The organism is Streptomyces sp. NBC_01450, from assembly GCF_036227505.1.
Lineage (GTDB): Bacteria > Actinomycetota > Actinomycetes > Streptomycetales > Streptomycetaceae > Streptomyces.
Genome location: NZ_CP109480.1, coordinates 4,191,870 through 4,210,216, shown reverse-complemented (window position 1 = coordinate 4,210,216; position 18,347 = coordinate 4,191,870). Strand labels below are relative to the sequence as shown.

The following is an 18,347-nucleotide window of genomic DNA, read 5'->3' as shown; positions in this document are numbered from 1 at the left end:
GCGCTCATCAAAAGTGATCGACGAGGAGCTCCGGGTCGCGGGGCCCGATGTGCCGCCGTCGTGGGACGCTCGCGGAAACGCGCTGTAGGTGATGTGGTGAACTGGTTGACCTCGCTGCCGGCGGTGGTGCTGGTTGTGGGCGGACTCTTACTTGCCTTACTGGTCGCGGCCGTGGCGCGGGTCGGCGTCCGGGTGCTCGTACCGCTCGCGGAACGGGATCGGGTGCCGCAGATTGCCACGCCCCTGATGCCGACACTCGGCGCTGCCTTCGCGATCTTTGCGGCACTCTCACTGGCCAGCGAGTCCGGCTACCTGCGTGCGGCCGAGGGGTTGGTGAGCGACGAGGCCGCCGCGGCCTCCCGCCTGGCATGGGCGGCGACAAGTCCGCGAGTCCAGTCGGAGCCGATCCAAGCGGCCCTGCTGGACTACCTGCGGACCACGCGTGCCAGGGAGTGGGAGGGCGCGGCAGCGGCGTCCGGTGACGACCCGGCCACCGCTCGCGCGATCGCACGGCTGGAGCGGAGTGTGCGCGCCGAAGCGGGCCGAGCCGATGTGGGAACCCCGACAGGTACGGAGCTGGTGGCTTCCCTGGACAGTGTCACCAGTAGTCGTCGCGCCCGCGTCGCGGCCGCCTCACGCGACGTTCCCGCGCTCTACGTCGTCACGCTCGTGGTCAGCGGACTGGCCTTGATCGTGAACTCCGGCGCACTGGTCTTCCGCAGCAGTCTGCGAACGTCACTGCTGATCGTAGGAGTTGCGTGTGTGGTCGGGCTGAGCCTGGCGTTGCTCTTCGCACTCAGCGCGCCCTGGAGCGGACCGTTCATCGTCAGTGGGCATCCACTCGACGCCGTCATCGGGGACCTGAAGTCCGGCTTCTTCGACGGCGGGCCGTAGGCCGCCCTCGCAGGACCACCAGCGGATCGTGGACGGTCGCTCAAGGCCGCCCGCGTTCACCGTCGTTGATGTCAGTCGGCGATGTCGGATTGGATGTGCCGATGGAGCGTATCGCGGCCGAGCACCTTCGCCGAGGACGCCACCGCGCGCCGCTGCCGGCGCAGGAGTCGCACCATCACTGCGCACACCACGACCGGCACGCTCACGAGCACAGTCCACCAGGGGATGCCGAGCCACATCGACGCCGCTCCCACGCCCACGCCGACGCAGATGTCGGTGAAGGCCAACCACCTGCCGTACGGCTCCCAGACGAAGGGCGCGTAGGCGGTCGGCCTGGCCAGGCGGACCGCGCCGAACAGCAGCGACTGGGCCGCGAGGAGTACGACGAGGACGCCCAGGGCGGCGTTCCCCTGGTGCTCGTCGCGGGGTGCGTCGGAGGTGTTCTGGCGGACGCCGTCCTTGCTGAGGACGACGATGTCGCGGCGCCAGCCGGTCGCGGTGACCTCGTCGCCCCGATGCAGCTTGTCGAAGAGCGGTCCGGAGTCGCTGAACCGCACGACCCTCTGCCAGGAGTCGTCGCCCTCGTCCTTGAGGGTCGCCTCGTAGGCCGTGACCTTTCCTGTGAACGTGGACTCGGCCTTCGTGACGGTGAAGTGCCAGGTGGTGAGGCAGTCCTTCGCCGCCACCTCCTGCGCGGTCGCCCGCGCGGGGCACGACTCGGCTGCCCGGTAGTGCTCGTAGCGCTCCTGTTGGCCCGGCACCCACACCGTGAACGCCAGGTAGCTCAACACCGCCCCTGTCAAAGACAGCACGATCAGCGCCACGCCCATGAGCCGCGCCCGGCCCGGCGACTTCCGGTCGGGACCGTCCTTCTTGCCCGCCGTGGCCGACGCCCGCTCTGTCATCGTTGACCTCTCCACGCGCTTTTCATGAGCGAAGCAGATCTAGCACCCCTTGCCTGCTACATCAACCCACCGTGTACCCCAGCTCCCATCCCGTCTGCTCGGCTTCGCCTGGGGCGATGGCGGACGGGATGGCAGCTCCCCGTGCACGCGCCACCCCTGGCCGGCACTCGCCAACGACGCCCTGTCCATCCTGGAGCCTGAGCGCCCCCACCGGAGACGTGGCCTGACCGGTGGCCGCTCTTGCGGGCTGGTGCGAGTCAGTGGTCGAAGTCGAACACCGCGGTGTCGCTGACTACTGCCACGTACGTACGTGATCTGTCGCAGCGAATGTCGAGCGATTCTCATCGCAGGTTGAGCGATGACGCGTTGGATCCTGGGCGCCTTACTTGATGTCGCCCGACTGCTCGCCGGAGTGGGAGCGCCGATGGGCCGCGACTCGTTCGCGGGTGGCGCATCGGCGGGAGCAGTAGCGGCGTTCGGGACCGCTGCCCTGGGTGATGAAGGCGTTCTGGCAGGTGGGTGATGCGCAGATCCTGCCGGGCGGGCGTTGACGGTCCCAGACGAGGACGGTCAAGGCCATGCAGGACGAGGCGAGGAGCCACTCGTCCCAGGGGGCGTTGTCGTCGCGGTCGAGGTGGGGATGCCAGGGGGTGCTGCCGCCGTGCGAGGTCAGACGGAGCGGTCCGGTGTGTTCCCGCAGGAGGCGGTTGAGGGTGGCTGCGGCGTCATCGGCGTGCTCGGCGGCGAAGACTTGCCGCAGCAGGGCGGCGGCTGCGCGCATCCCGGCGACGTCGCGGGTGGTGAGGTCGATGGGGTCTGTCTCACCGTATGCGCGGAGCACGTCGGCGACGTCGGCCGGGTCGGGGCAGTCGTCAGCGAGAGCGTTGATCAGGGCGGCGGTCCGCCGAGCCGTCGTCAGCACGGAGTGCCGGGTGGACCAGTCGTCGCTGTTGGGGGACACCCGTGGAATGTAACGCATCTTGCTGAGTTTTGAGTTACCTCCGTAACGTCTCGACGATGAAAAAGCGTTACTCACTCCGCCTCTATCTGGCCGGGGCAGTGGCAGCTCGTGCCGGGGACGAGATGTCGGGACCGGCGCTGATGCTGACAGGATTCGCCCTGGCCGGATCGACTACCGACGCGTCGTCGCTGCTCGCGGGCATCACGATCTCCGCCGCGGTAGGAGGGCCGGTGCTCGGTACGCTCCTCGACAGAACAGGACGGCCGGGACGCCTGCTGGCTGTGGCCCTCGTCCTGTATGCGGCGGGGCTGGGGATGATTCTCCTGGCACTCGGCCGTCTGCCGTTCGCTGTCACCATCCTGATCGCAGTGGTGACAGGGCTGCTGGGACCTGCCCTGTCGGGCGGATGGACGGCCCAACTGCCCCGTGTGGTGCTGGGCGACCACCTGCCCCGGGCGAACACCCTCGATGCCATGACGTTCAGCGTGGCGAGTCTGGTCGGTCCGGCTCTCGCCGGCGGCGTGGCAGAGGCGATGGGAGCCCCGACGGCCGTGGTGGTCTCCGCGGGGCTCATCGCCTTGGCGCTGCCCGCCGCGTGGATGCTGCCCGCCCGTCCTGGCCGGGCGCGGGGCGCTCGGACAACCTCGGTGGTCAGCGACCTGGCTGCCGGAATACGGGTCATCGTCGGAAGGCCGCCTCTGGCCCGAGCGACCCTCACCTCGGTCGTCTCCTGCATCGCCCGGGGCATGCTGACGGCGTGCATCCCACTCCTGGGCGAGCGCGTCCTGGGCGGAGCCGGCCGCGGCGCGGCGCTGCTCTCCTGCGCGGCGATCTCCGCCCTGGTCGCCAACGCCGTACTCACCCGGTTTCCGCGTTCGGTCGCCCCCGACACGATCATCTGGGCCGGTGCTCTCGTCCAGGCCGCCGCGTTGGTCTTGGCCACGTGGCCTCAGCCCGTCGTGCTCATCGTGGCCGTACTCATCGCGGGGATCGGTGAAGGACCCCAACTGGCCGCCTTGTTCGCCATCCGCCACCGGGAGACCCCAGAACACCTCCGCGCCCAGATCTTCACCACCGGCGCCAGCTTGAAAATCACCGGATTCGCCCTGGGGGCAGTGATTGCCGGACCGGTCGTGACCCGGTCCCTTCCAGGTGCTTTGGCACTCGCAGCGAGTGCGGCGTTCCTCGCAACACTGACTTTCTTCGCGATCCCGTCAGCAACCGTCAACTCGTCAGAGGACCGCGCGATGTCGAGTTGACCAGGACCGAACCTTGACCCCGGACAGCCGACCCTAAACGATCACTCAACCCTCGGTGAGAAAACCTGGAGGTCACCAACCTTCGATGACAACGCTCAACCTTCACCGCGAGGGATCGGTACGCTCGTTCGCGGTACCGCCAACGTGCGCTGGTGCCCAGAACATCGCGCATGAGTGGGGCCAGGGCGGTGCGGTGGTGGCGGAGTCGTAGGCCGTCCAGGAGCGGCATGCAGGCCGAGACGGCGGCTTCACGAACACGTAAGTCGGGGGCATGCGTGTGCGCGTGGGCCGCTTGGAACAGGAGTGGGCGAATCTCCTGGATGTGGACTGCTGGAGCGTAGTCGCGAAGCGGGAGTCCGTGGTCGCGGTTTGTGGGTCTGGGAGAATCACGGCTACGTACAGTGCTGCCGGAACCGTGGCGTCGTACAACGTGTTCTGGTGGCGCAGCACGCGGTCGAGGTAGCGCGGTGACCTCGCCCGCCCCTCCGGGGTGGCTTCGAGTAGCGCGGTCGGCATCCCGGGTGCCATGCCGTCTCAGTAATAAAGTTGCACAAGACTGATGCCGTCGCCGGCGGCGCGACTGGACCGAACTTTTCGCCGAGATGTTTTCGGCGTCTCATCGGACAGGTCGTTCGGGGATCCTCGGAAGAACCTTCTCGGCGATGTTGAGGAGAGCGCTGTCGTTCGGGAGGGCTCCGGACGTGCTCCACACGGTGATTTCGCAGTAGCCGCCTCGGTCATTACGGTCCAGGGCCACGGACAGCGTCCTGGCCAGGGGGCCTTGTTCGACCGGTCCGCCGGATCCACCACTTCCGAGATTGATCTCGAGCTTCATGGTGTGATCCGAGGAGAGGACCGCGGGCCGACCGAGAACCGTAAGCGTCTTGATGTCCTTCTCATCCCCGAACTTCATCAGCTTCACGTACTGGTCGGTCGTCAGCTCGTTGTAAGTGGCCGAGACATTCACGGTGTACGTGTCGAACGTGACCTCGGTCTCCGGTTGGGCGACCTTCCCATCAGTCAGAGGAGCGGTGTTGTTGGTACTGGAAGCAGTGGTCGCGGTCTCTCCAGGCGTTCCAAGGAGCTTGGCCAGGTCTGGCCGGTTGAGCGCCTTGCACAGCTCTTCACCGGTCACGGGCTGGGGCGTGTCCTTGTAGGCCTTCGGAAGCTCCTCGTGTGCCCCGCCCGAACACGAGGCGGCCTGCGGGGCGTTGTCGTCGGACGGCATGAAGCGTGGGGCCGCCCACAGCGCGGCCGCGAGTGCCCCGAACACGGCCACGGCCGCGACGGCCTGGCCCCATGCGTTGTGCTCCTTCTCCGGAGTGTCCGGGCTGGGACGCGGCCCAGTTCCGGCCTGGGGCTGGGGCTGGGGCTGGGGGGCAGCATCGACCGCCGCCCCGTCTGCGGAGGCTGTCGGACTCGGGTTCCGGCGTGCGCGCAGGGCCCGGATCACCGCGTAGACGCGTATTGCGGTGAACACGAGGAACACCACGCCGAGACCGGCCGCGACCCGATCGTGATCGCGGACGGCGAGATACATGATGCGTACGCCGAGAACAGACCCGACCGCGATGAGCAGGGGCTCGCGGACCCAGAACGGCAGGAGGCGCAGGAGGAAACCGAGCATCCGGCGATCTCACCAGGACAAGATCACATTCGCCATGATGGAAGCCACAGTTCCGGGTACGTGCAGGGCCTGCCGAAGCAAGAGACGCCAAGCCGACGATCCCGAGATCGGCTATCGGAACGACAGCGGGTGCAAGGGCTGAGCCAAGGCCAGTGCGTAGCAATGACAGAGAGCCGGACCCAGTAGCACTGGGTCCGGCTCTCAATGTCTGGCACTTTGGCTGGTCAGCGACTTGATCACGCTGGTCCGGCTTCTGTGCCCCCGGCAGGATTCGAACCTGCGCACACGGCTCCGGAGGGCATGCCGCTACAGGTCAGCGAAGGAGGTTTGACCTGCGAAGTTTCGCCTGGGGCCGCCGTGCCGCGCTGATCTCTATCGCATACCGTGCGCAGGGACCAGCGAGGCTCTGTCAGTGCCCTGATCTACCGTGTCGGTCATGGCACCTGCTGAGATCACGCGCGCGGGGATTCTCCAAGCGATTGCAGAGCACGATCGGATCGGACGGGACGCGTTCCTCGACACCTACGGGTTCCGTGCGGCTGCTTCCTACCTACTCGTTCACGAGGGGCGGGAGTACGACTCCAAGGCCATAGCTGGCGTTGCGCACCTGTATGACTTCGGCGAGGCCCTCAAGCCCTCGCAGTTCAGCGGTGGACTCAAGCATGCAGTGGCCTGGCTGAAACGGGAGGGCTTCACTGTCGTAGAGCCGCCGAAGACGTTTCTCAGGCGGGTAGGGGACGTGCGGCCGGCGCGTCGGGCAGGTGGCCGAGCAGTGCACCGTCCCGCGCTGCTTCTGTGGGCGATCGGTCAGGCCGTAGCTGGTGCACCCCGCATGCAGTCGTGGTCGACCACGCGCGATGCATTGGCACCCCTCCTCGAGAAATACGCCAAGGCCGAGGACGGCAAAGAGGGCGCCATGTACCCGTTTTGGGCGCTCGCGAACGATGACCTGTGGATCGTGGATCCCGTCCAAGACCTCACCCTGACCAGTCGGGGCCGCCGCCCAACTCTCGATTCGCTGAATCGCGTCGACCGTTCGGGCGGGCTACACGAGGACGACTACGAGCTGCTGCGTTCGCAACCCCAAGTTGCCGCCGAAGCCGCAGCAGGAGTCATCCTGCGCTACTTCTACCCCTTGCCGGCAGACCTGTTGGAAGACTTTGGCCTTCACGACCTGCTCGCTGGCAGGTGGGCCGATGCCCTGCGCCCACAACTTGGGGAGAGCTTCAAGGACCGGGATGCCATCTGGCGCACCTACGGCGGACAGAAGATGGCAGGCATTGGCTGCCTCGCCGACGGCATTCTGAGCACCTTCTCGGACGACAAGGGCCCCTATGCCGACGGCCGTCTGCCTGACACAGGCTGGATAGCCTACGTGGGCGACGGCCTCTCGGGGGATCAGCGGATCACGGATGGCAACGAACTCATGGCGGAGTACCAGTCCGCTGGTCGCCCCTTGCGCTACTGGCACAAGCCATTCCAGAAGCGGTTCAGCTTCGAAACCTGGGCCGTCATCGTTCAGCGTCGGTTGCGCTGGGGCGTAGGAGACGATGGCCAGTGGCGCCGCGAGTTTCTCTGGATTCTGGTCCCTGTGCCCTCCCCAGAGCGCGAGAGCTGGACTCCGGATGTGCTCGAGGCACTCGAGGCCGACACCGGCGCGCTTCGCGACGACACAGATAACTACCGTCCGGGCGACCTGGATCCCGAGGCGCGCGACACCACGGAGACCGACGAGGACGCCTACAAGCGTTTGGCAAAAACCGCAGAAGCCAACGCCGAGCGGCGGGAGCAGGCCAAGAAGCCTTCCCTCGTGGACCGCTTCTTCCGTGACCCAAGCGCCAGAGCAGCAGTCGTACGACGTAGCGGAGGCAACTGCGAAAGTCCCCAATGCGCCGGCCACCCCAAAGAACGCACCACCGCGGGAGAGCCGATCTTGCAGGTGGACCACGTACAAGACCTTGCCAAGGGTGGGGCTGACCTACCTTCGAACATGATCGCGCTGTGTCCCAACTGCCACGCGCTGAAGACCTACGGTGCCAATAGGGACAAGCTTCGACGGGTACTCGCAGTTACTGCCCGCCGGCTACATGCGGAAGCTCTCGGTTAGCGACGCGGGCGGACACATCGCCCGGGCTTTGAACTGCGCGACCTACGGGCCCATGTGGCCAAGCCACGGCTCCTCTCAGTGGACAGGGGCCGTGGCTTGATCACGCAGAGCCGGCAATGTCCCACGTCAACCGGAGAGGTATTCCATCACCGCTGCGGTGGCGATATTCATAACTCGACGTGATCTCACGCTACCGACGTATTTGGCTTCCTGGAGATCAGTCTCAGACGCTGCCAGGATCTTCCCGACAGTGTCGAACCCGAGCTCTTTGCATTTTCTCCGTGCGAAAGCAGTCAGATCCAACAGATCAACGCTTCGATCAAGCTGTGACTTGATGAACTCCTGCTGTACCTCGTCCATCTTTTCGACGTCGAGTTTTGCGATGCTCTCGTAGACTTCGTGGTTGGCCCCAAATTCGACAAAGCGCCTAATTGAAATGGAGCCCCTCAGTCGATTTGTGGCGGAGACGGGGTCAGCGTCGGGCGCGGTCCGTGTCCCGATATTCAGCATGTATCGAGTCCCGGTTAGGCCACGCGTTGCGACCACCCAGGTCCCGCCTTCGTGCAGAATTCCGCTGTAGCAAAGAAGGCGCAGAGCCTCTTTCACTGCAGCGGGGGCGTCACGATGGATCCACAAGAATACACGCTTGTCGGCATCTCCGGCCTGCCGTGACCCTTTGTGTAGCTTTGAAATGACTTCTTGCTGAAGGAATTCGCGCCCCCAATAGATCACCGCGCGGTGGCCAACGTAGCGATCGGCCAGAGCCGAGTGCTCACCCCAAATGGTGTCTCGGTAGTACTCTTTCATGACACGCTGGGCGTTATTCGTGTTCAGGGGCGAAGCGGCAGATACGGTCTTCAGTAGAGTCCGCGGGTTTCCGCTGGAGGCAAACGCCAGTGCGTCGAATACTGCCCCATGGCGACTGATAGCCTTTTCTAGTTCCGGATCCTGGCGAATCACAATCTCGCGCATCGAGGCGAGGTAGCCGGGATCGAGGATGTTGCGATTAACGTTGATCAATTCGGCGTCATGACTCATTTGGAATGAGTCGCCGAAGTAGGTGACGCCGGGGTAAACCGCAGCTTTTACCGAAAGGTATGGGCTGCGCAGATCGCGCATTACCGTGAAGAACTGTCGTTGCTGCTCAGGGATGAACACATGTGCTGCTTCGTCGATGAGTAGCACGATCCTTCCCACGCTGGCCTGATCGCACAGGTCTTCGACGGCATCTTTAATCATCTCCGGGTCGATACCGGAGTCTGCCTCAAGAGGTGCCGAGTCGTTCTTCCAAGCGTCCTCCAGGCTGGTCCAAAGGGTCTCAAGTCTTGAAGCAATAGCTTCGTCATCTGCCCCATTGGAGAGTGTTGCGAATACACTGCTCTTGTTCTGCAAAGCTCCCTTCTTGCGCGCCTCGCGAATGATCCTGTTACAGATCTTGGCAAGCATCCAATGCTTGAACCGTTCTGGGTCTGACGTCTGAAGCAGCCCGGCCTTATTGAATGTAACGTAAACGGCGAGCGTCTTTGATTTAGAGAACTCCTCGTCCATCTCCTTCTGTGCTACTTTCAGCAAGAAGGACTTGCCGACACCGCGCGCACCTTGTAGTACGACGGTCTTTTTGCTCTTCAAGACGTCGATCGTCTGGCGATCAAACTCCGTTTCGACAAAGAACTTGCCGACGTCCTCCAGAGTGAGGTCTTCCGTCCGAAAGTGCAGTTCGTTCTTACTCACGAGCGCGTCTCCTCCAACGGAAGACCTAGCAGTTGCCTGACGGATACAAGATGAGAGAAGTGATCCTCAAGGGAACCTTCGACGATGCTTTTTGAAGATTGAGAGAGATCCTTGTAGTACCTGACGACAAAGCAATGCATCGTCGCGCTGAGAGCAGATTCAGCAACCGATAGCCATTCCTTCGTGATGTCTTCTCGGTAAGAGATTTCGGAGGGGAGCATCTGGGAAGTTGAGACGTTACCGTGGATGTACTCAGAGCATCGTCGATATGCCTGTTTGAGATTGTCAAGCATCTCGTTTTGCTCGCCTATCGCTTCCGGGCAAAATTCCTCGAGGAACGGGCTGGAGTAGAGTCCACTCTCGGTTGAGGTAATTGCCTTCCAGCTTATGTCGAGCTTTCCGCTTACCCATTGGCGGCGTTTGAATTCATGGGAACTCAGGTAGGTAGCGCCTATCGTCACTTCAAGGAATGACCTTAGAGTGGAGAAAGCCTGCCGATAGAGGCCGCTCATCGCGGCGTAGAAGGCAAGTCCGAAGTCGCGATGAGCCGATTGAAACTGTTGGGCCTCTGGCTTTGATTTCAAGGCTTCGAGCCAAGCGGCCAGATCGGCCTCAAGGTGCAAGACTCGATTTATTTCGAGTTCATTGGATCCCGTTGATTGCTCGATATGGTCCATGCAGGACTTGTGTAGCTTGAGCATCATTTTTTCAACACTCGAAGCATTTTCGGCGCTTCGCTGCGACATAGTCTTAATGTAGCACTGCAATCACTGTCTGTCGTCGCTATTGGAGTCGTAGATCGAGCTCTACACGAAGTGCGGGCGAGGCCGGTCCGATCGAGGACCAGACCGGCTGACGCAGAGACCTCTCCCTGTCGTTCCGCGACCGTGCGACCCTTGGCATCAAGCGATAGAGCGACGCGAGAGGAGCGGAAGTGCCAGAGGCCAGTCCGCGCGGAACCTACCTGGTCATTGCGGAGGCGCTGCGAAACGAGATCGAAGAGGGAGAGGGCGTCGACACGTTGCCCTCGGAGGCTGACCTGATGCGCTCGCACAGCGTCGGCCGGAACACGATCCGTCGCGCTCTCAAGATTCTCGAAGCCGAGGGTCTTGTTGAGTCGGCTCCCGGGATCGGGTGGCGCGTCGTTCGGGGTGGCGATCGTCGGTCTCTTGTCGAGCGGATGACTGATGTGATCGCAGAGGACGCGCTCTCAGTGGGCGACACCTACCCATCCGAATCGAAGCTGTGTGAAAGGTTCGGGGCCTCCCGTACGGCCGTGCGCCGTGTCCTTGGCCAGATGGAGGGAAACGGCCTGCTCGCCACCGTTCACGGCAAGGGGCGAACCGTGCGCGCTCTCCCGACGCCCACCGTCCGGCCGTAGTCTTGGCCGCCATGGGACTGACTGAGTGGGCGTACTCGCTCTCCGAATCGCTGCTGTCCGATCCGCTCCCGCGCCGGTGGGCGCATTCGCTGGGGGTCGCCAAGCGCGCTCGCTCCTTGGGCCCGATCGTGGGCGACGATGCCGTGTTGCTGGAAGCCGCCGCGGTGCTGCATGACATCGGGTACTCGCCGGCGATCGCGACCACCGGCTTTCACCCGCTGGACGGCGCGCGGTTCCTCCGAGACCAGGAAAAGGCAGACGAGCGGGTCGTTCGTCTCGTGGCTCACCACTCTTGCGCCCTGCTGGAAGCCGAGGAGCGCGGACTGAGGCAGGAGCTTGAGGGGGAGTTCGAGCTTGAGCGGCCGGACCTGGTTGACGCCCTGCTGTACTGCGACATGACGACGACACCCGACGGGACGCAGACCACGTCGGCTGAGCGGCTGGACGAGATCGTGCAGCGGTACGGTCCGGACACGGTCGTCGGGCGGTTCATTCAGCGCGCGGCCCCCGAGATCCATGCAGCGGCGAAGCGTGTTGAGGGCCGCTTGGCGGAGGTCTCTGCCGACGATCAGCCGATGTAGGGCTCTCGCTGCGAGTCGTCGAGACCGTGGCGGATGCGCAGCATCATCGACGGGTGGATGTCCAATCCGTCAAGGTCCGCTGGGTTAACCCAGCGGACCTCTTTTGACTCGCTGCTCGTACGCAAGGAACCCCCGATGGGGTGGGCTCGGAAGCAGATGGAGAACTGTTGCCGGACCTCTCCGTCGTCGTACGCCAGCACGTGTTCGGGGTCGGTGTAGAGCCCCACGATGCTGTCTACCTCAACGTCAATGCCGGTCTCTTCCGCGACCTCACGGACGACGGTGTCACCGATGCGCTCGCCGATGTCGTGGCCACCGCCCGGCAGTGCCCACAGATCGTTGTCCGTCTTGTGGATGAGCAGCAACCGCCCCCCGTCGTCTCGGACGACCGCGGTGACCGAGGGCACCACCGAGTTGGCCTGAGGGGCGTTCGGGTCGCGGAAGTAGTCGATACGGCTCATCAGACAGTGCCTTCCCAATCGGCAGGTGAAGAGATCGGGCGGGCGGATTCCCAGACCTTCTCAACGCTCTCAGCGTAGGCGTCGAAGAGTTCACCGCCGGGCACGCGTTGCAGGTGCAGCACAGGCGCCATGTAGGCGCCGACGCCGTAGAGGTGTCCGTTCGCCAGCATCTCGTCATCGGCCCGGTAGATCGAGTTGTAGAGGGTCGTACTGTGCAGCCGGAACTCCACTCCGGGGAGACCGAAGAGCGGGCCGTAGTTGATGAGGGCGTTCCGGATCTTGCCTGCCATCGCCGCGCCGATCCCTTCGTCCTCGCCCCGCACTGCCACGGCTGGCGACGTGGGATCTCCCAGGGTGAAGCGGATGGGCACTCCGTCGGCTGACTTCTCTTTCACGATGCGGTGGAACGACGCGTCTTCCGTGAGCCAGAACCCGGAGTACACCAACAGGTCAAACTGACGGGTCGCCTTGGAGTAGAGGTTCGTCCAGAGGGTTTGCATCACGACGGACCGGTGTGGATAGAGCCTGACCAACTCCGCGTTGCCGGCGGCCGCGACCTCAGCTGAGGTGCGCTCGTCCGGCCACAGGTACGACACCTCGCACCTCAACAGCGATGCCGTTGCGAACTGGAAGCGGCGATATGGCTTGCGCTCAGGTTCGTTGATCCATCGCTCGACCGTCTTGGCCGCGACCCCGAGCCGTTCGGCGACCTCATCGAGCGTCAGGCCCAAGTCCACTATCGCGCCGCGCAGTCGCTCGTTTGCCACGTCAACCTCCGACTTCTTGGGACGACTTGGTTCGACTTCACGGTAGCTAAGAACGACCTGAGCCGTACATCCGCGAAGTCGATCGTCGTCGCTGCCGACGCCAGTCTGTAGGTACATCGAGCGCGAGAGGCCCGCAGACCTCAAACAGCCGAAGGGCTTGACGGGGCGAACCTCTCTCTGCAAGATGAGGAACACGTAATACATGTTCCTCTTGCTCGGGTCGCGTCAGTGAACCGAGCGAGCGCACGACCAGGAGCCCCGCGTTGGACGGGGGGAGGGCACCGGACAGTCGTCTGTTTCAGGCGATCCCTTGGCAGTCCGGATGGCAGACCGAAAGGTCAGGTCTCTGCCTACAACGGGGCCCTAGCGAGCTGTTCCTTGAACCGGCAGCCGCGTCCCCGAAAGAGACCACTCATCCACCGCAGCTTGCTGCGGAAGTCCGCAAGGCACAAAGGAGAAGCACATGAGCGACAGCAAGAGCGGCGCCGTCTTCAACTTCGGCGACAGCAACATCACGTTCGGCGGCTCCGTGGTCCTGGGGGACCAGGTGGCCGTGTCCGGTGGCATCGTCCACGGCGACGTGGTCATGGGCGCCGGTGCCAGCACCGAGAACGCCGACGACGAGTAGATCGCCGCACGAACATCGCCTCGGCCCCGCCGCGACGGTGGCGGATCGAATCCGCCCCGGGGCACTCACCCCCGCCGCGCTCGCGGCCTGGGGTTCACATCCGGGGCGGTCGCCTCTCGCCAAAAGACCGCGACCGTCCCGGCATCCCTTCGGTGTCAGGAGATCCCTATGCGTACGTACATCGGCCGCCAGCAGGCCGTTTCCCCCGAAGACTTCGCGGAGCTGGCGCTCGGCACCCCGGTTGAGCTATGGCTTGGGGTCGAGGGCGAGACGGACGAAGAGCGCGCGGCCCGCGAGGACGCGGCGCGCGACATCCTCGCCGAGAGTCCGAACCTCCCCGACGACCTGATCCGCATGGCCGCGGTGGTCATCGAGGAGAACCCGGACCTGTTCGACGTGGTCCCGCTGTCCCGCCCCGCCCGCCGCCGTCGCCCGGCACGCAAGGGGGTGGCGGCATGAGCGAGCTGCTACTCGCCGCCGCGGCCGGTGTGCCGATTGCGGCCGGATGGTCCCTGCACGTGCTGCGGCTGACCCGCCGTATCGAGAGCGCGCGTCGTGACCCGCTGACCGGTCTGTGGACGCGGGATGCTTTCACCGAGCGTGCGGAGCGCCGTCTGCGTTTGCGGCCGGTCGCGGTCTGCCTGGTCGACCTCAACAGGTTCAAGGAGATCAACGACACCCACGGCCATGCTGCCGGGGATGCGGTCATCCGTGTGACCGGCGAGCGGCTCGCAGCGTGGGCGGTCGACCACTCCGCGGTGGTGGGACGCCTCGGCGGGGATGAGTTCGCCGCCCTCGCCCCGGTCTCCAGCCACGCACATCTGACCAACACCCTCAACCGGCTCTCCGAGACGCTGGAACAGCCCGTGGAGACGGCGGATCGGGTCCTGGACGTCAGTGCCTCCATCGGTGCCGTCGGCGCCGATCCGCGTACCGACCTGGTGGCGTTGTCGGAGCTGCTGCGGCTCGCGGATGAGCAGATGTACCGGGCCAAGCGCTGTGAGGCGCCCTGGTCGAACGCGCTGAGCCTGGAGCCCGAGTGCCCGACCATCCACGGTCGTCGGGCCGGTCGTTCCGGTACGCACGGCGGGACGGAGGTCGCAGCATGACCATCACGACTCCCGCCTCCGAGGCGCCCGCGCCCGGGGTTCCGCCGTTGACGCGTCCGGAGCTGGGGCTCGCCGGAGTCGGCGCGCTCGCCGCCGCCGCGGTCGGCGCGCTGGGCCTGATCTCCTCCTTCGACGCCGTGTCCGCTGCCGCGGCGAGCTGGGGCTTCCGCTCCCCGTGGATGCTGCCGGTGGGTATCGACGTGTCCATCCCGGTGTTCACCGTCGCCAACCTGCTGCTGATCCGGATGGATATGGCGCTCGCCTGGGTGCGGTTCGTGCCCTGGGTGCTCACGCTCATCACGTGCGGGCTGAACATCGCGGCCGGACACTCCCTGTCGGCGAAACTCGCGCACGGCACGATGCCGCTGCTGTGGGTGGTGTTCTCCGAGATCGGCGCGCACGTCTACGCCGTGCGGATCGGCGCGGCCACCGGCCGCCGTATGGAGAAGATCCGGTTCTCCCGCTGGCTGCTCGCCTTCCCCTCCACGTTCGCGCTGTGGCGCCGCATGACGCTGTGGGAAGTCACCTCCTACAGCGCGGCCCTGGTGCTGGAGAAGGAACGCCAGTTGGCTCGCGCGGAGCTCCGCGAGCAGCACGGTTGGCGATGGCGGTCGAAGACACCGCGGCGTGAGCGCGTGATGCTGCGCATGGGCGACCTCGCCCCCGCCACCGAGCAGGACACCTCCGCACCGCCCCCCGAGCACAATGCGCCGGCACAACCGCCCGCGCCCAAGCCGCGCTCGCGCCGCCGTCCCAACGCGAAGGCTGTGGGCAAGGCGCAGCGCACCTTCGACGAGTTGCTCATCGAGGCTCGCGCGGCCACCGCTCAGTGGTTGGACGGGGAGCTGAACGCCGAGGCCATCCGTGCCGCGGTGCACTGCTCGGCCACCAACGCCCGCAGCCTGCGGGACGCGCTGAAAGCCGAGCGTGCCCAAGCCCCCGCGCTGCACGTCGTTCCGTGATGCCGGGGTCGTTCGGCAAGTGCTACGACCCCTCAGGCAGTCAGTTCGGCATCCCCACCTACCCGTGGCGCTACGCCCCCAAGGGACTCGCCACCCGCCGCCAACTGCGCGCCCGGGGCTTACGCCCGGGCGGCCAGCCGATCGCGGCGCAGGTCCTGCGCCCGCGGTACCGGCGCGGCCCGCTGACCGCCTACCTCTACCGCATCGACCGCGCCAAGCCCGTCCGGCCCATGACCGCGGCCAAGTGGCGCGCGCTCGCGAAGGCGATGCTCGCTCGCCGCACCTGCCCGGTCTGCCGGGCGGATGCCGGATACGTGATCCCCGGCTCGCTCGGCATGTGCGTGCCCTGCGCTTACCCCGACGACGAACAGTGCGCCGCCTGAACACCCCGACCACTCCGAGGAGTTCCGCCATGACCGCCCCGACGACCCTTCGCCTGCACTGGATCATGACCGTCCAGTACGGCCCCGAGACCTCGACGCTCAGCAACACGGCGGAGGTCGACGCCACCGTCTCCCGTACCCAGGTCTACCGCGATTTGCGGGACCACGTCGCCGAGCAGATCGGCACCCGCAGCTTCGTGGTCCTGTACTTCGCGCTGGAGCCCGACCAGCTCTGACCGCCCGTCCGCCATTTCCGCGGGGTCCGTCCGCCCACCTCCTACAGCGACGGCCGGACCCCGCCCTTTCCTCCCATTGGAAGGACCGTTTCAGTGAAGCACCCCGACGACGAGAACGAACTCTTCAACCGACTCGAAGCCGAACTCAGCACCACCTCCGGAGCCGACTCCGGGGGCGAGGTAGTCGACCTCGACAAGGCACGGACCGCCCGCGCCGAGTCGGCCGACCCGACCACCCGACCCGACGCCGACCCGTCGGCCAACTCCGGCCCCGACCAGTCGGGCACCGAGTCGGGCGACCCGACAGTCCGGGTGATGGTCGACCAGCCGTCGGTGAAGGCGGCCGGTCCGGGCTACCTGGGTCGGCTGCTCGCCGCACAGCGCCGCCCGGTCGTCCCGCTCTGGCTCAAGTCCGTGGCGGAGCTCAAGACAGCCACCGGGTGGGTGGCCCGTCACTACGCGCACTCGGTTGGCTATCACGCGTTGCGCTCCCCGGTCTACGCCGCCCGCCTCACCCTCCAAGCCCCCTCCGGGGCCGCGAAGTTCCTGGGTGGCACTATGCGGTGGGTGGCCGACCGTGAGGGCGAACCGGTCCGACTCGCGGCCGTCCGCCGCGAGGACGCGGCCGAGTACCTGAAGCTGTCGCGGCAGCGCGACGGACGCGTCCGACTCCGCACCCTCGTGAGCGTGCTCGCCATGTTCATCGGGCTCGCTACCGCAGTCGCCCTCTACGTCCTCGCCCCCGACTGGCTGCAAGCCGTCTCGGTGAGCGCCGTGGTGATGGCGCTCGGGGTCGCTGGCCGCAAGGCGGACGCCCCGGTCATCCACCGCGCGGTGGAGCTCCCGAAGGCGGTCAAGCTCACCAGTGACATCGTGCTGCGGGCGCTCGGCTCGCTCGGCATCCCCGCCATCAACCAGGCCCAGGGCAAGGGGCGGGACGGGTTCGAGTTCACCGCCCCCATCACCCGCGACGGCCCCGGCTGGCGGGCCGAGGGGAACCTCCCCTACGGCGTCACGGTGACGGACATCATCGAGCGGCGGGAGCGGCTCGCGTCGGGTCTGCGCCGCCCGCTGGGCTGCGTGTGGCCCGAAGCCGTGCCGGACCAGCACACCGGGCACCTCGTGCTGTGGGTCGGCGACCAGGACATGAACCAGGCCAAGAAGCCCGCATGGCCGCTGGCCAAGACAGGCACGGTGGACCTGTTCAAGCCCGTCGCCTACGGCACCGACCAGCGCGGACGCTGGGTCGACGTCACCCTCATGTACATCGCCGGGGTGATCGGTGCCATCCCGCGGATGGGCAAGACGTTCCTGCTGCGTCTCCTCCTGCTCATTGCGGCGCTGGACCCGCGGGCGGAGCTGCACACCTACGACATGAAGGGGACCGGCGACCTCGACCCGGTCGGCAACGCCGTCTCCCACCGCCACGCCGCGGGGGACGACGACGAGAGCATCGCGTACGTGCTCGCCGACTGGCGGGCGGTGCGGGAGGAACTGCGCCGCCGGGTGAAGGTGATCCGCTCGTTGCCGCGGGACATCTGCCCCGAGAACAAGGTGACCAGTGCTCTTGCCGACAAGCGCTCCCTGGGGCTGCATCCGATCGTGATCGCGGTGGACGAGTGCCAGGTGCTGTTCGAGCATGCCGAGCACGGCAAGGAGTTCGAGGAGATCGCAACCGACCTGGTCAAGCGCGGTCCTGCCACCGGCATCGTGTTCTTGGCGGCCACGCAGCGCCCGGACGCGAAGTCGCTGCCCACGGGCATCTCCGCGAACGCGTCGGCCCGCTGGTGCCTGAAGGTCATGGGCCAGACCGAGAACGACATGGTGCTCGGCACGTCCGCCTACAAGCGGGGCGTGCGGGCGACCATGTTCGCCTGGGGTGACAAGGGCATTCACTACTTCATCGGTGAAGGCTCGGACGCCCGGATCGTCGGTGCCGTGTACGTCGACGGCCCCGGCGCGGACGTCATCGCCGCCCGCGCCCGCAAGGTGCGTGAGGAGGCCGGACTGCTGTCCGGCTACGCGCTCGGGGAGGCCCCCGAGGTTGTCACGGGACCCGCGTACGACCTGCTCGCCGACGTCCTCGCGGTCGTTCCGGCGTCGGAGGCCAAGGTGTGGTCCGAGACGGTGGTTGCCCGGCTCGCCGATCTGCGGCCGGACGTGTACGCGGGGTGGGACCCCGACGCGCTCGCCGCGGCGCTCAAGCCGCACGGCGTGGCCACCATCCAGGTGGGGCGCCGGGTGGACGGCAAGGTCGTCAACCGGCGCGGTGTCGAGCGCGCCCACATCACGGCTGTGATTGCGGAGCGTGACGGAAAGCGAGACGCGGGCTGAGGCTCCGGGGCCGCTAACGAT

At 66.0% G+C, this 18,347-nt stretch carries 19 protein-coding genes; 12 read left to right on the top strand and 7 right to left on the bottom strand.

Annotation, left to right across the window (positions count from 1 at the left end; translation table 11 throughout):
- Window positions 1-96 precede the first annotated feature (96 nt).
- The gene (locus tag OG568_RS18715) at window positions 97-894 is read left to right on the top strand and encodes a bestrophin-like domain (protein WP_329532409.1); all 798 of its coding nucleotides are present in this window, start codon (window positions 97-99) and stop codon (window positions 892-894) included.
- Between the two features lie 71 nt (window positions 895-965).
- Here OG568_RS18715 and OG568_RS18710 read toward each other — a convergent pair whose 3' ends face one another.
- Window positions 966-1,799, bottom strand: coding sequence for a hypothetical protein (locus OG568_RS18710; protein ID WP_329532408.1), 834 nt, complete (start codon window positions 1,797-1,799; stop codon window positions 966-968).
- Between the two features lie 382 nt (window positions 1,800-2,181).
- A complete protein-coding gene (locus OG568_RS18705) occupies window positions 2,182-2,778 on the bottom strand; it encodes a CGNR zinc finger domain-containing protein (RefSeq protein WP_329532407.1) in 597 nt (198 codons plus the stop codon).
- Window positions 2,779-2,816: 38 nt separating this feature from the next.
- On the opposite strand from OG568_RS18705, the gene OG568_RS18700 reads away from it, so the two are divergent.
- A complete protein-coding gene (locus tag OG568_RS18700; protein ID WP_329532406.1) occupies window positions 2,817-4,019 on the top strand; it encodes an MFS transporter in 1,203 nt (400 codons plus the stop codon).
- A gap of 616 nt (window positions 4,020-4,635) precedes the next feature.
- On the opposite strand, the gene OG568_RS18695 is transcribed toward OG568_RS18700, so the two are convergent.
- On the bottom strand, window positions 4,636-5,646 hold the full coding sequence (locus OG568_RS18695) for a DUF6215 domain-containing protein (RefSeq protein WP_329532405.1): 1,011 nt from the start codon (window positions 5,644-5,646) through the stop codon (window positions 4,636-4,638).
- Window positions 5,647-6,082: 436 nt separating this feature from the next.
- Between OG568_RS18695 and OG568_RS18690 the strand changes: the two genes are divergently transcribed.
- Entirely contained in the window at window positions 6,083-7,753 is a 1,671-nt protein-coding gene (locus tag OG568_RS18690; RefSeq protein ID WP_329532404.1) for an HNH endonuclease signature motif containing protein, read from the top strand.
- Window positions 7,754-7,879: 126 nt separating this feature from the next.
- Here the strand turns inward: OG568_RS18690 and OG568_RS18685 are convergent, their stop codons facing one another.
- Window positions 7,880-9,484, bottom strand: coding sequence for an ORC-CDC6 family AAA ATPase (locus tag OG568_RS18685; RefSeq protein ID WP_329532403.1), 1,605 nt, complete (start codon window positions 9,482-9,484; stop codon window positions 7,880-7,882).
- On the bottom strand, window positions 9,481-10,230 hold the full coding sequence (locus OG568_RS18680; protein WP_329532402.1) for a hypothetical protein: 750 nt from the start codon (window positions 10,228-10,230) through the stop codon (window positions 9,481-9,483). The genes OG568_RS18685 and OG568_RS18680 overlap by 4 nt, the downstream gene beginning before the upstream one ends.
- A gap of 188 nt (window positions 10,231-10,418) precedes the next feature.
- Here OG568_RS18680 and OG568_RS18675 point away from each other — a divergent pair, with 188 nt between their 5' ends.
- Together OG568_RS18675 and OG568_RS18670 are read left to right on the top strand one after the other, a co-directional pair.
- On the top strand, window positions 10,419-10,865 hold the full coding sequence (locus OG568_RS18675) for a GntR family transcriptional regulator (protein ID WP_329532401.1): 447 nt from the start codon (window positions 10,419-10,421) through the stop codon (window positions 10,863-10,865).
- A gap of 11 nt (window positions 10,866-10,876) precedes the next feature.
- Window positions 10,877-11,446: an HD domain-containing protein gene (locus OG568_RS18670; RefSeq protein ID WP_329532400.1), complete on the top strand. Its 570-nt coding sequence runs from the start codon at window positions 10,877-10,879 to the stop codon at window positions 11,444-11,446.
- Here the strand turns inward: OG568_RS18670 and OG568_RS18665 are convergent.
- Together OG568_RS18665 and OG568_RS18660 are read right to left on the bottom strand one after the other, a co-directional pair.
- Window positions 11,434-11,907, bottom strand: coding sequence for an NUDIX domain-containing protein (locus tag OG568_RS18665; RefSeq protein ID WP_329532399.1), 474 nt, complete (start codon window positions 11,905-11,907; stop codon window positions 11,434-11,436). The genes OG568_RS18670 and OG568_RS18665 overlap by 13 nt on opposite strands.
- Entirely contained in the window at window positions 11,907-12,674 is a 768-nt protein-coding gene (locus tag OG568_RS18660; protein ID WP_329536384.1) for a helix-turn-helix domain-containing protein, read from the bottom strand. The genes OG568_RS18665 and OG568_RS18660 overlap by 1 nt, the downstream gene beginning before the upstream one ends.
- A gap of 463 nt (window positions 12,675-13,137) precedes the next feature.
- Here OG568_RS18660 and OG568_RS18655 point away from each other — a divergent pair, with 463 nt between their 5' ends.
- The 7 genes from OG568_RS18655 to OG568_RS18625 all read left to right on the top strand — a co-directional run bounded on the left by OG568_RS18655 (window position 13,138) and on the right by OG568_RS18625 (window position 18,326).
- Complete coding sequence (locus tag OG568_RS18655) at window positions 13,138-13,302, top strand: hypothetical protein (RefSeq protein ID WP_329532398.1); 165 nt, start codon at window positions 13,138-13,140, stop codon at window positions 13,300-13,302.
- A 168-nt stretch (window positions 13,303-13,470) separates the two neighbouring features.
- Window positions 13,471-13,761: a hypothetical protein gene (locus tag OG568_RS18650; RefSeq protein ID WP_329532397.1), complete on the top strand. Its 291-nt coding sequence runs from the start codon at window positions 13,471-13,473 to the stop codon at window positions 13,759-13,761.
- A complete protein-coding gene (locus tag OG568_RS18645) occupies window positions 13,758-14,411 on the top strand; it encodes a GGDEF domain-containing protein (protein ID WP_329532396.1) in 654 nt (217 codons plus the stop codon). Before OG568_RS18650 ends, OG568_RS18645 begins: the two co-directional genes overlap by 4 nt.
- Entirely contained in the window at window positions 14,408-15,373 is a 966-nt protein-coding gene (locus tag OG568_RS18640; RefSeq protein WP_329532395.1) for a DUF2637 domain-containing protein, read from the top strand. The genes OG568_RS18645 and OG568_RS18640 overlap by 4 nt, the downstream gene beginning before the upstream one ends.
- Window positions 15,373-15,756: an RRQRL motif-containing zinc-binding protein gene (locus OG568_RS18635; protein ID WP_267062470.1), complete on the top strand. Its 384-nt coding sequence runs from the start codon at window positions 15,373-15,375 to the stop codon at window positions 15,754-15,756. Before OG568_RS18640 ends, OG568_RS18635 begins: the two co-directional genes overlap by 1 nt.
- A gap of 29 nt (window positions 15,757-15,785) precedes the next feature.
- Window positions 15,786-15,992 (top strand): hypothetical protein, encoded by a 207-nt coding sequence (locus OG568_RS18630; protein WP_329532394.1) that lies wholly within the window; start codon window positions 15,786-15,788, stop codon window positions 15,990-15,992.
- Between the two features lie 93 nt (window positions 15,993-16,085).
- Window positions 16,086-18,326, top strand: a complete 2,241-nt coding sequence (locus tag OG568_RS18625; protein WP_329532393.1) for a cell division protein FtsK — start codon at window positions 16,086-16,088, stop codon at window positions 18,324-18,326.
- The last annotated feature ends 21 nt before the right edge of the window (window positions 18,327-18,347 follow it).

What these genes read in the sequence shown, in the direction of transcription:
- OG568_RS18710 (WP_329532408.1), bottom strand. Translation starts at nt 1,799, where the DNA reads ATGACAGAGCGGGCGTCGGCCACGGCGGGCAAGAAGGACGGTCCCGAC.
- OG568_RS18705 (WP_329532407.1), bottom strand. Translation starts at nt 2,778, where the DNA reads ATGCGTTACATTCCACGGGTGTCCCCCAACAGCGACGACTGGTCCACC.
- OG568_RS18700 (WP_329532406.1), top strand. Translation starts at nt 2,817, where the DNA reads ATGAAAAAGCGTTACTCACTCCGCCTCTATCTGGCCGGGGCAGTGGCA.
- OG568_RS18695 (WP_329532405.1), bottom strand. Translation starts at nt 5,646, where the DNA reads ATGCTCGGTTTCCTCCTGCGCCTCCTGCCGTTCTGGGTCCGCGAGCCC.
- OG568_RS18690 (WP_329532404.1), top strand. Translation starts at nt 6,083, where the DNA reads ATGGCACCTGCTGAGATCACGCGCGCGGGGATTCTCCAAGCGATTGCA.
- OG568_RS18680 (WP_329532402.1), bottom strand. Translation starts at nt 10,230, where the DNA reads ATGTCGCAGCGAAGCGCCGAAAATGCTTCGAGTGTTGAAAAAATGATG.
- OG568_RS18670 (WP_329532400.1), top strand. Translation starts at nt 10,877, where the DNA reads ATGGGACTGACTGAGTGGGCGTACTCGCTCTCCGAATCGCTGCTGTCC.
- OG568_RS18665 (WP_329532399.1), bottom strand. Translation starts at nt 11,907, where the DNA reads ATGAGCCGTATCGACTACTTCCGCGACCCGAACGCCCCTCAGGCCAAC.
- OG568_RS18655 (WP_329532398.1), top strand. Translation starts at nt 13,138, where the DNA reads ATGAGCGACAGCAAGAGCGGCGCCGTCTTCAACTTCGGCGACAGCAAC.
- OG568_RS18650 (WP_329532397.1), top strand. Translation starts at nt 13,471, where the DNA reads ATGCGTACGTACATCGGCCGCCAGCAGGCCGTTTCCCCCGAAGACTTC.
- OG568_RS18645 (WP_329532396.1), top strand. Translation starts at nt 13,758, where the DNA reads ATGAGCGAGCTGCTACTCGCCGCCGCGGCCGGTGTGCCGATTGCGGCC.
- OG568_RS18640 (WP_329532395.1), top strand. Translation starts at nt 14,408, where the DNA reads ATGACCATCACGACTCCCGCCTCCGAGGCGCCCGCGCCCGGGGTTCCG.
- OG568_RS18635 (WP_267062470.1), top strand. Translation starts at nt 15,373, where the DNA reads ATGCCGGGGTCGTTCGGCAAGTGCTACGACCCCTCAGGCAGTCAGTTC.
- OG568_RS18630 (WP_329532394.1), top strand. Translation starts at nt 15,786, where the DNA reads ATGACCGCCCCGACGACCCTTCGCCTGCACTGGATCATGACCGTCCAG.